General features: G+C 72.3%; 11 protein-coding genes. 2 read left to right on the top strand and 9 right to left on the bottom strand.

What is annotated here, in order from left to right:
• Positions 1–50: 50 nt before the first annotated feature.
• From IE317_RS32675 to IE317_RS32690, 4 genes are all read right to left on the bottom strand, one after another.
• The gene (locus tag IE317_RS32675; protein WP_191315220.1) at positions 51–1,577 is read right to left on the bottom strand and encodes an amino acid permease; all 1,527 of its coding nucleotides are present in this window, start codon (positions 1,575–1,577) and stop codon (positions 51–53) included.
• A gap of 88 nt (positions 1,578–1,665) precedes the next feature.
• A complete protein-coding gene (locus IE317_RS32680; protein ID WP_191315221.1) occupies positions 1,666–2,583 on the bottom strand; it encodes a cation diffusion facilitator family transporter in 918 nt (305 codons plus the stop codon).
• 85 nt (positions 2,584–2,668) lie between these two features.
• Entirely contained in the window at positions 2,669–2,986 is a 318-nt protein-coding gene (locus IE317_RS32685; RefSeq protein WP_191315222.1) for a helix-turn-helix domain-containing protein, read from the bottom strand.
• The gene (locus IE317_RS32690; protein ID WP_191315223.1) at positions 2,983–3,345 is read right to left on the bottom strand and encodes a type II toxin-antitoxin system RelE/ParE family toxin; all 363 of its coding nucleotides are present in this window, start codon (positions 3,343–3,345) and stop codon (positions 2,983–2,985) included. Before IE317_RS32690 ends, IE317_RS32685 begins: the two co-directional genes overlap by 4 nt.
• 200 nt (positions 3,346–3,545) lie before the next feature.
• Here IE317_RS32690 and IE317_RS32695 point away from each other — a divergent pair, with 200 nt between their 5' ends.
• Positions 3,546–6,470, top strand: a complete 2,925-nt coding sequence (locus IE317_RS32695; protein ID WP_191315224.1) for an AfsR/SARP family transcriptional regulator — start codon at positions 3,546–3,548, stop codon at positions 6,468–6,470.
• A gap of 666 nt (positions 6,471–7,136) precedes the next feature.
• On the opposite strand, the gene manA is transcribed toward IE317_RS32695, so the two are convergent.
• The 5 genes from manA to IE317_RS32720 form a co-directional block, all read right to left on the bottom strand.
• Complete coding sequence (gene manA / locus IE317_RS32700; RefSeq protein WP_191315233.1) at positions 7,137–8,366, bottom strand: mannose-6-phosphate isomerase, class I; 1,230 nt, start codon at positions 8,364–8,366, stop codon at positions 7,137–7,139.
• Positions 8,367–8,420: 54 nt separating this feature from the next.
• Entirely contained in the window at positions 8,421–9,515 is a 1,095-nt protein-coding gene (locus tag IE317_RS32705) for a hypothetical protein (RefSeq protein WP_191315225.1), read from the bottom strand.
• Positions 9,499–9,720, bottom strand: coding sequence for a Trm112 family protein (locus tag IE317_RS32710; RefSeq protein ID WP_191315226.1), 222 nt, complete (start codon positions 9,718–9,720; stop codon positions 9,499–9,501). The genes IE317_RS32705 and IE317_RS32710 overlap by 17 nt, the downstream gene beginning before the upstream one ends.
• A gap of 85 nt (positions 9,721–9,805) precedes the next feature.
• The gene (locus IE317_RS32715) at positions 9,806–11,161 is read right to left on the bottom strand and encodes a phosphomannomutase/phosphoglucomutase (protein WP_191315227.1); all 1,356 of its coding nucleotides are present in this window, start codon (positions 11,159–11,161) and stop codon (positions 9,806–9,808) included.
• A gap of 80 nt (positions 11,162–11,241) precedes the next feature.
• Positions 11,242–11,595, bottom strand: a complete 354-nt coding sequence (locus IE317_RS32720) for a DUF3499 domain-containing protein (RefSeq protein WP_191315228.1) — start codon at positions 11,593–11,595, stop codon at positions 11,242–11,244.
• 79 nt (positions 11,596–11,674) lie between these two features.
• Here IE317_RS32720 and IE317_RS32725 point away from each other — a divergent pair, with 79 nt between their 5' ends.
• On the top strand, positions 11,675–12,139 hold the full coding sequence (locus IE317_RS32725) for a metallopeptidase family protein (RefSeq protein ID WP_004559274.1): 465 nt from the start codon (positions 11,675–11,677) through the stop codon (positions 12,137–12,139).
• Positions 12,140–12,623 lie beyond the last annotated feature (484 nt).

Below are 12,623 nucleotides of genomic sequence, written 5' to 3' on the forward strand. Positions count from 1 at the left end.
AAGCCCCGCCGACCTGGGCGTCCAGGAAGGCGGGGCTTTTACCGTGCAAGTCAGGCGTCGGAGGCCTTCACGGGTTCGCCGAGCCCTTCGGCCTGCCGCTTGCCGAGCAGCGAATGCCGGCGGCTGTACCCGAAGTAGAGCACCACGCCCAGCACCATCCAGGCGAGGAACCGCAGCCAGGTCAGCACGGTCAGGTTCAGCATCAGCCACAGGCAGGCGAGGATGGCCAGGATCGGGATCAGCGGCACCAGCGGCACCTTGAACGCCCGGGGCAGGTCGGGCCGCTTCCGGCGCAGGATCAGCACGCCCGCCGAGACGAGCACGAACGCGAAGAGCGTGCCGACGTTGACCATTTCCTCGAGCTTGTCCGCGGGGAAGAACCCGGCCGCGAGGGCGACCAGGCCACCGACGATGAGCGTCGCGCGCTTCGGCGTGCCGTTCTCGCCGGTCTTCGCCAGGCCGCGCGGCATCAGGCCGTCGCGGGACATCGCGTAGATGATCCGGACCTGGCCCAGCATGAGCACCATGACGACGGTGGTCAGGCCGGCCAGCGCGCCGAAGGAGATGATGTTGGCCGCCCAGTCGACGCCGTTCGCGGAGAACGCCGTGGCGAGGGTCTTGTGGCTGCCGTCGCCCGCCTTCGTCGCCAGGTCCTTGTACGAGGTCATGCCGACGACCACCAGCGACACCGCGACGTACAGCACGGTCACGATGGCCAGCGAGCCCATGATCCCGCGCGGCACGGCCTTCTGCGGGTTCTTGGTCTCCTCCGCGGTGGTCGCGACGATGTCGAAGCCGATGAAGGCGAAGAACACCAGCGACGCGCCGGCCAGCAGGCCGAAGACGCCGAACGAGCTGCTCGCGCCGCCCGCGATCAGGGAGAACAGCGACTGGTCGACACCTGTCTGGCCGGCCCCGCCGGTCTCGCCCGGCGGGATGTACGGCGTGTAGTTGGCGCCCTTGATGTAGAAGAGCCCGAGGATGATCACGAACAGCACCACGGCGACCTTGATCCCGGTGATCACCATCGAGACCCGCGAAGACAGCTTCGTGCCGACGGCCAGCAGCGTCGTCAGGATCGCCACGACGAGCAGTGCGCCCCAGTCGACGGTCACGCTCCCGATGTCGAACGTCGTCTTCGTGCCCTTGCCGAAGAGGTAGCCGAGCACGGTTTCGAGGTACACCGACCAGCCCTTGGACACCGCCGCCGCGCCGACGGCGAGCTCGAGGATCAGGTCCCAGCCGATAATCCACGCCATGAACTCGCCGAAGGTGGCGTAGGAGAACGTGTACGCGCTGCCCGCCACCGGCACGGTCGAGGCGAACTCGGCGTAGCACAGCGCCGCCAGCGCGCAGGCGATCGCGGCGAACACGAAGGCGAGCGAAACCGACGGCCCGGCGTAGTCACCCGCCGTGCGCGCGGTCAGCGTGAAGATGCCGGCACCGATGACGACGGCGACGCCGAAGACCGTGAGGTCCCACGCGCTGAGGTTGCGCCGGAGCTTGGTGTCCGGCTCGTCGGTGTCCTTGATGGACTGTTCGATCGATTTAGTGCGCCACAATCCCGTTCCGGGCACCGTTGACCTCCTGCGGCTGGCCTGCATGTATCGCAGTAGGTCACCCTATCGGGTCAGGTCCGTGACGGCTCGCCGAAGACGGTCCCGGCTAACGCACGATACTGCGGTCCAGGTCCGGTTCGAGGTAGATGAGCTTGGCCACCGGTACCTTGGCGCGGACGCGGGCCTCGGCGTCGTCGATGGCCGTCGCCACCTCGGCGGTGTCGAGTCCGGGCACCAGCGCCAGCTTCGCCGCGACGAGCAGCTCGTCCGGGCCCAGGTACTGGGTGCGGATGTGGATGACCCGCTCGACCTTGCCCGCGGCGAGCTCGTCGACGATGGTCGCGAGGACACCCTCGGTGGCGCCTTCGCCGATGAGCAGGCTCTTCATCTCGATGATCAGGATGATCGCGATGACGCCGAGCAGCGCGCCGATCGCGAGGGTGCCGACGCCGTCCCAGACGGGGTCGCCGGTGACGACCGACAGCCCGACGCCCAGCAGCGCGAAGACCAGGCCGAGCAGCGCGCCGGCGTCCTCGAGCAGCACGACGGGCAGCTCGGGCTCCTTGGCCTGGCGGATGAAGCCCCACCAGCTCGCGTTGCCCTTGATCTTCTTCGACTCGCCGACGGCGGTGTAGAAGCTGTAGCCCTCCAGCGCGACCGCGACCAGCAGGATGATCACGGCGACGATCGGCGATTCGAGCGGCTCCGGGTGGCCGATCTTGTGGATGCCTTCGTAGATCGCGAAAGCCGAGCCGAGCGTGAAGAGCATCAGCGCGACGATGAAGGAGTAGAAGTACCGGTCGCGGCCGTAGCCGAAGGGGTGTTCCTTGTCGGCTTCCCGCTTCGAGGTCTTCTGCCCGAGCAGCAGCAGGCCCTGGTTCGTGGTGTCGGCCAGCGAGTGCACCGACTCGGCCAGCATCGACGACGACCCCGTGACGAGGAAGCCGACGAACTTCGCCGCCGCGATCCCGGCGTTCGCCCCGAGCGCGGCGAGGATCGCCTTGGTTCCGCCTCCAGCTGACACGACCGCTCCCCTGGTAGGTCCTGATTTGTCCGGGTGGAGCCTAATGGGAACGGTCCCGTCCGGTCGTCACCGGCCGGAGAATCGCTCAGGCGATGGCGGCGATGTCACCGTCCTCGAAGTAGATCGCCTGGTGCAGCCGGCCACCCAAAGCGGCGGCGTAGCGGGCCAGCACCTCCAAGCCGGAGATCTTGCCCTGTTCGATCTGGGACACCCGGCCCTTGGTGACGCCCATCCGCTCGGCCAGCTGCTGCTGGGTCAGGCCGCGGCCCCGGCGGATCTCGGCGAGGCGGTGGCCTTGGACCACGGCGAGAAGCTCCTGCTTGCCCGCCTCGACCGCTTCCTCGCCGCCGGCCCGCTCGACATGCGTCGCGCGGACGTCCTTCCAACGCGTGTAGCCCGTCATGGTCGGCCCTCCTCTGCCTGGCGTTCCTTCAGGTAGCGGTCGTATCGATCCTCGGCCAGTGGGATCGCCTCCCGGTACCAGGCATTCCACTGTCCTGCCTTGTCCCCGGCGACGAGCAGGACACTCGCTCGCCAGGGGTCGAAAACGAACAGGATTCGCACGGTACCGGGCCGCAGCTCCTTCAGGTTCTGGATCCGGGACCCGACGATGGTGTCGACCAGCGGCCGCCCCAAGCCCGGGCCACCTTCCGCCAGCGCGTCGATCGCTTGCACGACACGAGCGTGCGTCGCATCGTCCAGGCGCTCGATCCACTCGAGGACTTCGTCCACGACATAGATTTCCCACTCCTGGCCCGCCATCGTGTGAGTATAGCGATCACTATACTCACACGAACGGGCGACGCCAAGCGCGGTGGTCGACCGGGTTCTCGCCGCACATTCCCTCCGGCTCGCCGCAAAGTCGCCGGGCCGGCCGAAGATCACCTCAACCGCGGCCTCCGGTTCTGTCGTACCCCTTCGCTACCGTGGTTTTTCCTGTCGGCCCCACCCGGGAAGGTGACATGGCGCACTTCGCCGTGCTCGGTCCGCTCGCCGTCGAAAGCCCGCCGGGCCGGTGGGCGGTCCTGCGCGGTGAGCGGCAGCGCACGCTGCTGGCCGTGCTGCTGCTAAACGCCGGCCGGCACGTCCCCGTCGACGTGCTCGTCGAGGCGCTGTGGCCGGACGGCCCACCCAAGTCGTCCGCCTCCAACCTGCACACCTACCTCTCGCGGCTGCGCGACCGGATCGACGGCCTCCACGTCGAGCACGGTCCGTCCGGCTACCGCCTGCACGTCGAACCGGAGGAGCTCGACCTGCTCGTCTTCCGGTCCGCCGTCGCCGAAGGGCGGCGTACCGCGGACCCGGTGGCCGCCGCGGGGCACTACCGGCGGGCGCTCGCGCTGTGGCGGGGGCCGGTGCTGGCCGGGCTGCACGTGCCGCGGCTCGACGCCGACGTCGCCCGGCTGGAGTCCGAGCGGCTCGCGGTGTTCGAGGACTGCGTCGACGCGGAGCTCACCGCGGGGCGGCACGGGGAGCTGACCGGCGAGCTGCAGGCCATGATCACCGAGCACCCGCTGCGCGAACGGCTGGCCGCGCAGCTGATGATCGCGCTGCACCGGGCCGGTCAGCAGGGCAGCGCGCTGGAGGTGTACCGGCGGCTGCGGACCACGCTGATCGAAGAGCTCGGCGTCGAACCGGGCGCGGAGGCCCGGCGGGTGCACGCGGCCGTCCTGCGGGGCGAGGACCCGGTGCCGCGGCTGCCGCCCGCGGTGTGGCCGGTGTGCCAGCTCCCGCCGGACATCGGGGACTTCACCGGCCGCGACGCCGAGCTGGCGGAGCTGGCCGAGGTGCTCGACGCCGGCAGCGGCGTCCCGGTCGCGGTGCTCAGCGGCGAGCCGGGTGCGGGCAAAAGCACCCTCGCCGTGCGCGCCGCCCACCGGCTGCGCGCGCGGTTCCCGGACGGCCAGCTGTACGTGCCGCTGGCCGGTCGTGACATCGGGGAGGTCCTGGCCGACCTGCTGCGGGCGCTGGGCGTCCCCGGGCCGGCGGTGCCGGACGACGTGCGGGCGCGCGCGGCGGTGTTCCGCGGACGGCTCACCGACCGGCGGGTGCTGGTGGTGCTCGACGACGCCGTCGACCCCGAGCACGTCCGCACGCTGCTGCCGGGCACGCCGGGCTGCGCGGTGCTCGTGACGAGCCGGCGACGGCTGAGCGGGCTCGCCGGGGCACACCGGCTGGCCCTCGGGCCGCTGTCCGGCGCCGACGCCGCGGAGCTGCTGCACCGGCTCGCCGGGGCGCGGGTGGCCCGGGAGCGCGCCGACGCCGAGCGGATCATCACGGCGTGCGCCCGGCTGCCGCTGGCGTTGCGGATCGCGGGCAGCAGGCTGGCCATCCGCCCGCACCTGCGGCTCGGCGAGCTGGCCGGCCGGCTGGAGGACGAGGTCCGCCGGCTCGACGAGCTGACCGTCAGCGACCTCGCCGTCCGGAGCAGCATCGCGCTGAGCTACGAGGGCCTGCGGCCGGCCGCGCGGCGTGCGTTCCGGCTGCTCGGCCGGTGCCGCCTCGCCGACCTGCCGGCCTGGGCGGTCACCACCCTGGTCGACGACCCGGACGAGGCCGTCGAAGAGCTCGTCGAAGCGAGCCTGCTGGAGGCGTGCGGAGCGGATGAGACGGGCGAAGGCCGCTACCGGATGCACGACCTCGTCCGGCTGTACGCGGCGGAGCTCGACGACCCGGTGCCCAGCGAAGGCCTGCGGACGGTGCTGGCGGCCACGCTCGCCCTCGCCGACGCGGCGGCGGCCCGGCTGCCGCGCACGGTCCCGATGCCGCCCCCGGCCCACGCGGCGCCGGCCCAGCCGCTGCCGGATTCACTCGTGGAGCGGCTGCTGGCGCGTCCGGAGGACTGGTTCGCCGCCGAGCGCGCGAACCTCGTGCTGCTCCTCGGCACGCTCGGCCCGCGGGACGCGCTGCTGCTGCTCGACCGCCTCGGCGTCTACCTGTACCTGCACGGGCAGTACGCGGACATGCGCGCGGCGTACGAAACGCTCTTGGCCGCGGAGCCGCCGCTGGCGACGGTCGCCGAGGCCACGCTGACGCTGCTGCGGCACGCGCGCGGCGAGTACGAGGAGGCCGCGGCGCGTTACCGCGCGTGCGCCAAGGAGCTGGAGTCGCAGGGCGACCGGCGCACGCACGCGTGGGTGTCGGCGAACCTGGCGCACTGCCTGATCGGCCTGGGTCGCGCGGAAGAGGCCCTGGAGACGGCGGCCCACGCCCGCGAGCTGTTCACAGTGGACGGTTCGGCCGACCTCGGCTGGGTCCGGGCGGCGGAGTCGGCCGCGTTGCTGCGGCTCGGCCGGATCGTGGAGGCCCGGGAGGTCGACCGGGCGGCCCTGGCGGCGGCGAGGTCGAGCGGCGACGCGCGGGTGCTCGGTGAGGCGCTGCACGGGTTCGCGTGGTCCTCCCTGCTGACGGGCGACGATCCGGGCGCGGTGGCGGCGATCGCGGAATCGGTGGACCTGCTGCGCGGCACGATGGCGCGGTCCTCGCTGGCGAAGTCGCTGCGCACTCGTGGCGCGATTTCGGCGGCGACGGGAGCACGCGAGGACGCGACGGCGGCGTTCGGGGAGGCCCGCGAGCTGGCGCGGGAGCTGGACGAGCGGCCGCGCGAGCTGTCGTGCACCCGCGCACTGGCGGCGGCCTGGATCGGCGAAGGCCGGGCGGCGCAGGCGATCCCGGTGCTGCGGGCCTGCTTGGACGAGTTCCGCGAGATGGGCGGCAAGGCGGCGACGGGGTTGACGTGGCTGGTGCTGCACCACGCCCACCTCGCAACGGCAGATCCGAAGGCAGCCCAGGAGGCGGCGGCCGAGGCGGCGGAGCTGCTCGACCCACGCGACGCAAGCGCGGCAGCCCTGCGGCGGGCACTGCTCGCCCTCACCAACCCGGCCTGACGCGAGTCGCCGGCCTGGCCGGGTGGTGCTCCCCTCACCACACCGGCCGACCGGCGAGCGCCCCCGGCGAGACCAGGCGGTGCCACCCCTCACCGCACCACCCGCCTCGCCTCGGCCGCCGGGACGCCGAGGTGGTGCCGCCCCCTCGCGGCACCACCCTCAGCCCACGGACGCCGGGCGAAATCCGACCGGCGCCACCCCCAGCGGACCCGGCGGCGCGCATCAGCGCACCAGGGTCCCCCTTGGTGTCGATCGTGGCGGACCCCGCCACACGGAACGCACACAGAACCCGCCCGCCCCGCACACAACCGCCCCGAGGCATCCGGGAGTGCGCACGCCCCACGCGGCGAACAGGCCGGGCAGCCGCTCCCCCGCCCCGAGCGCCCGGCCCGCGCACTCACACAGTCAGCCCGGGTACCTGCACGGTCGGCTTGCGTATCCAGACGGTCGGCTTGCGTACCGAGGCGGTCGGGTTGCGTACCCGGACAGTCGACCTGCGTACCCAGACAGTCGGCCGCGAGCCGACCTTGCAGGCACGCAAGCCGACCGCCCAAGAACGCGAACCGAACCTCTGCGTACGCAGACCGACCTTTCAGGTACGCAAGCCGACCCTCCAGGCACGCAAGCCGACTCTTCGGGTGCGTCGACCGACCCGGGTGACCTGGGTCAGTCCTCGCAGGTGCCTGCCGTTGCGCGGAAAAGCTGGGCGCGCTCTCCGCCCAGCGCGCGCACGTGGACCGGCGGGTCCGCCGCCGGCAGCCACACCGACTGGCCGCGCCGCAGCTCGACCTTCTCGCCGTCGTCCGCCGTCACCAGCAGGTCGCCCGCCGTGCACAGCAAAATCTGGGGGCCGACGCTGTCGACCGAGATCTCGTCGTCCTGGCCCGCGGCCCACTCCACGCGCGACAGCTCGAACTCCGGCGCGTCCGTGCGGTACACCGAAAGCCGGCCCCCCGTGTCGCCGCACTGGACCGGCATCTCGCCGCACGCGAAGTCGACCACGCGCAGCAGCTCCGGGACGTCCACGTGCTTCGGCGTCAGGCCGCACCTGAGGATGTTGTCCGAGTTCGCCAGGATCTCGACGGCCGTTCCGTGGAGGTACAGGTGCAGGTTCCCGGCCGGCAGGTAGATCGCCTCGCCCGAGCGCAGCGTCAGGCGGTTCAGCAGCAACGCCGCCAGCACGCCCGCGTCGCGCGGGTGCGCCTCGCCGAGCTCCAGGATCGTCCGGCACTCGACCGCGAACTCGCCGTGCTCCTGAACGTGCCTGACGCACGCGTCGAGCACCTCGGGCAACAGCGAGTCGAGCGACGACTGCGGCAGCGTGATCCACGTCGTGAACAGCGCGCGGAGCCCGGACGGGTCCGGCTGGGCCTCGAGCAGCCCGGTGTACTTCGCCAGCCCCGGCGTCTCGATGGCCTTGAGCAGCTTCATCGTGCGGTCCGGCGCTCGGAACCCGGCCAGCGCGTGGAACTCCGTCAGCGCGCAGACCAGCTCCGGCTTCGCCGTCGGGTCCGGGTAGTTGCGGTTGGCCGCGTCGCGCGGGATGCCCAGCTTCTCCTCGCGGGCGTGCCCCTCCGCGGCCTGCGCCGCCGACGGGTGCGCCTGCATCGACAGCGGCTCCTCGGCCGCGAGGATCTTCAGCAGGAACGGCAGCCGCCCGCCCCACCGCTTCGCGCACCGCTCGCCGAGCTGGGTCACCGGGTCGGCGTCCACCAGCTCGAGCAGGCTCCGCTCGGTCCCGTCGGGACCGATGACGTGCGACGGGTCACCCGGGTGGGCACCCATCCACAGCTCGGCCTCGGGGTGCGGCGCGGGTACCGGACGGCCCAGCAGCTCGGGGATCGCCGTCCGCGATCCCCAGGCGTAGGGCCGCACCGCGTTGCGCAGCAGCTCCACTGTCACCTCAACTCCACTCCTTCGGCACCGGCCGGGGCCGGTGCTAGGCGGGTCTCACGCCGTCGCAGGCGCGAAGCGGCCCGCGCCGCCGATGCTGCCCGCCGCCAGCCCGAGATAGACCGCCGCCAGTTCGAACCGCAGTGCCAGCACCGCGGCCCGCACGATTTCGTCGGCCTCGATCTCCTCGGCCGGCGCGATGACGTCCGCACCCGGCAGCAGATCCTCGGCCTGGTAGCGCGCCGCGTCCGTGGCCGGACCGGTCCGCACCGAGAGCAGCAGCACCCGGGTGGGGATGTCACCAGAGGGATCGTCCGGATCGGCGAAGATGTCACGCTCTCCGCCACCTGATTGCGCCGCCCGCCGCAATGCGGGGCGCGCCAGGGCCTGACGATAGTCCTCGACGTCGCACACCGTGGCCGCGTGGGCGGCGAACGCGTGCGCAGCGTGTTCGCCGACGGCGACCGCGACCGGGTCCAGCCCCCACAGCAGCGGCACGCGGTCGGCGACCCGCAGCGCCAGCGCCTTGGCCGGGTTCGCGAACGACTCCCGGGCCAGGTAGTCCTTTTCGGCTTCGAGGTCCAGCTGGTCGGCGAGCACCTGGACGTCGGAGATCAGCAGGCCCAGCGCGTTGGCGGTGAGCAGCCCGGCGGCCAGGCCCCGCGGGAACGCCAGCTCGGGCGGCACCGGGACCCGCGGCGCCAGCAGCAGGCCCTTGCCGGCCACGGCGGCCGCCACCGGCCCTTCCGAGGGCGCCGAAAGCACCACCGAGGCGCCGTAGCGGGCGGCGCGCTCCAGCGACGCGGCGAGCTCGCGGTCGCCGGGGTCGTCGGTGTGCGCGAACACGACGTCGAGCGCGCCGATCCAGCTCGGCACCACTTCGGCGACGACTACCGGGACCGGGCACGACGGTGCCAGGAGGGCGGCCAGCAGCCGGGTGAGCGTGCGGCTCACCCCGGGCCGGTCGATCAGCACGACGGCGCGCGGGCGGCCCATGTCGAGCCGCTCGGACAGCTCCAGCTCCGCGGCCAGCTCGGCGGTCGCCCGCACCTGGGCGCCGGCCATCGCGGCGGCACGGAGCAACCCCGCGCTGTCGGCCTCGGCCAGCCGCGCGGGGTCGTCGAGCAGTGTGTCGTCAAGCACTGTCGGCATCGGAGTTTCCGTTGTTCCCGGGCACGGTGGCTTCGTCCAGGAGCAGCACCGGGATGCCGTCACGGACCGGGTACACCCGGCCGCATTCCGTGCACGTCAGCGCGTCGGCCTCGGGGTCGTCCGGGGTGCCCGGCCGAAGCGGGGCGTGATCGGGCGACGGGCACGCCAGGATCTCGAGGAGCTGGGCGTCGAGCGTGATGGCCATGGTTCCTCCATACCACGCGAGAAGGTGTGATGAAGGGCACTTCAGGACACAGTTCGGCCCGCGGGGCGCCCTTCACCGTGGACGGTCAGTTGCGGATGATCGCGAGTACTTCGTCCACCAGCCCCTGCACGGCCTCGGCGTTCGCCGCCTCGACGTTCAGCCGGAGCAGCGGTTCGGTGTTCGACGGGCGCAGGTTGAACCAGGCGCCGCCCGGCAGCTGCACGGTCAGGCCGTCCAGCTCGTCGAGCTCGACGCCGGACCGGGTGCCGAAGGCGTCCTTGACGGCCATCATCTTCGCGACCTGGTCGTCGACCGTGGAGTTGATCTCCCCGGAGGCCGCGTAGCGCGAGTACGCGCTGGTCAGCTCGCTCAGCGGGCCGGTCTGCTCGCCGAGCGCGGCGAGGACGTGCAGCGCCGCCAGCATGCCGGTGTCGGCGCGCCAGAAGTCGCGGAAGTAGTAGTGCGCGGAGTGCTCGCCGCCGAAGATGGCGCCGGTGCGGGCCATTTCGGCCTTGATGAACGAGTGGCCGACGCGGGTGCGGACCGGCTTGCCGCCGTGCTCGGCGACGATCTCCGGGACGCCCTTGGACGTGATCAGGTTGTGGATGATCGTGCCGCCCGGGTCCTTGGCCAGCTCGCGGACGGCGACCAGCGCGGTGATCGCGCTTGGCGAAACCGGCTCGCCGCGCTCGTCGACGATGAAGCAGCGGTCGGCGTCGCCGTCGAAGGCGATGCCGGCGTCCGCGCCGACCTCGCGCACCTTCGCCTGCAGGTCGACGATGTTCGCCGGGTCGAGCGGGTTGGCCTCGTGGTTCGGGAAGGTGCCGTCGAGCTCGAAGTACATCGGCACGACGTCGATGGGCAGCCCCTCGAACACGGTCGGGACGGTGTGGCCGCCCATGCCGTTCCCGGCGTCGACCACGATCTTAAGCGGCCGGCTGCCGGACAGGTCCACGAGGTTGCGCAGGTAGGCGGCGTAGTCGGCGAGGACGTCCCGCTCGGTCACCGAGCCGCGCTGGCCCTCGAACTCCGGCACGCCCTGCTCGACCGTGTCACGGATCTCGGCCAGCCCGGTGTCCTGGCCGACCGGCGACGCGCCCGCGCGGCACATCTTGATGCCGTTGTACTTGGCCGGGTTGTGGCTGGCGGTGAACATCGCGCCCGGCAGGTTCAGCGAACCCGAGGCGAAGTACAGCTGATCGGTGCTGGCCAGCCCGATGCTCACCACGTCGAGGCCCTGCGAGGTGACGCCCTCGGCGAAGGCGGTGGCCAGCCCCGGCGAGGAGTCGCGCATGTCGTGGCCGATCACCACCGAGGGCGCTTCCGGCTTGATGAGCAGGGCGAACGCGGCGCCGAAGTCGCGGACGAGGTCCGCGTCGAGCTGCTCGCCGACCACGCCGCGAATGTCGTAGGCCTTCACGATGCCCGAAAGGTCTGGCACGCCGTCTCCCCGCGAATAGTCGTCCCGGCGCCCGCTGCGCCGCGCGGAAAGCCTACCGGCGGGGTGAGAGGGTTACGCGTTCAGGCGCGGCCGGGGAGGACCCGCAGGTGACCGCGGCGCCCGGACGGCCCCTCCGGCTCGGGCGTGGGAGCCGGTTTTCCGGGGCGGCCGGCCTCGCGCACGGCCTCGGCCAGCGCGGTCAGTTCGTCGGCCGACGGATCCGGCGCGGCGAAGGCGCCCTCGTGCCGGACGACTTCCCAGCCCTTGGGGACGGTGAGCCGCAGCGCGTGGGCTTCGCAGAGGTCGTACGAGTGCGGCTCGGAGGCGGTGGCCAGCGGGCCGACGACGGCGGTGGAGTCGCTGTACGCATACGTCAGCGTGGCCACAGCTGGCTCGAGACAGCCAGTACGCGAACACTTCCGTACGCTCCGCACGAAACGAAACGATAGCGCGTCGCCGCAAGCCTGGAGGAGCGACACGCGCTGGGACGTGCCGACCGCATAGACTTCGGGCGTGGCGACGGCACGTGATTACCGACAGCGGCGGCGCTCGCGGCGGGACCGGCACGGCCGGGGCCTGCGCGGGACGCTGTATCCGGCGACCCTGCCCGCCGCCGCGAGCCGCGCGGAGAGGTTCGACGCACTGGTGCTCGACGCGCTGGAGCCGATCGAAGCCCGCTGGCGCCACGAGCTGACGAAGCTCGACGTGGCGGTCGACGACGTACCCGAAGTCCGCGAGAACGGCCACTCACCGGCGGACGGCGTCCTGCACGACGGCGCGGTCCCGTTGTCCCGCCTGGTCCCGGCGGGGGTGGACCGGACGGGGCTGCCGACCCGAGCCCGGATCGTGCTGTACCGGCGGCCGCTGGAGGCCCGGGCGAAGGACCCGTCGGAGCTGGCCGAGCTGGTCCACGACGTGCTGGTGGAGCAGGTCGCGGGGTACCTCGGCGTGGAGCCGGACGTCATCGAGGGCGAGTAGCGCCGGGGTCGGGGGCCGGCAGTCGCTCGGACCGGCGGCCGGCAGCGCAAGCCGACCAACGATGTGATCGCGAACCGGCGGCCGGCAGCGCAAGCCGACCAGCGAATGTGATCGCGAACCGGCGGCCGGCAACGCAAGCCGACCAGCGACGTCACCAGACCTCCCCCGCCCCTCATCCCAGCCTTCCCTTCAGCCGACGGGCGGGTTTGTCAAGGCACGCTTTCCCGCCTTGACGAACCCGCCCGGCGGCTGAAAATCCCACCGGAGGGGCGGGGGAGGTCGGACCCGCCCAGCCGCGGCAGAAATCAGCGTCAGAACCCTGCCGCGGCAGCAAAGACCTGTCCTCGCCGGACGGGCAGGCTCCGGGATGACCCCTCCTCCCCGCTGCCCCCTCACCTTCTCGAGGTGGGCCGCTGGGTGGTCATCCCGTCGCCTGAACGAGGCCTATCACTTTGAGCCGGGCCCGCAAGCTTGCGCTGTCCCC

This window comes from Amycolatopsis bullii, assembly GCF_014654205.1.
GTDB lineage: Bacteria > Actinomycetota > Actinomycetes > Mycobacteriales > Pseudonocardiaceae > Amycolatopsis > Amycolatopsis plumensis.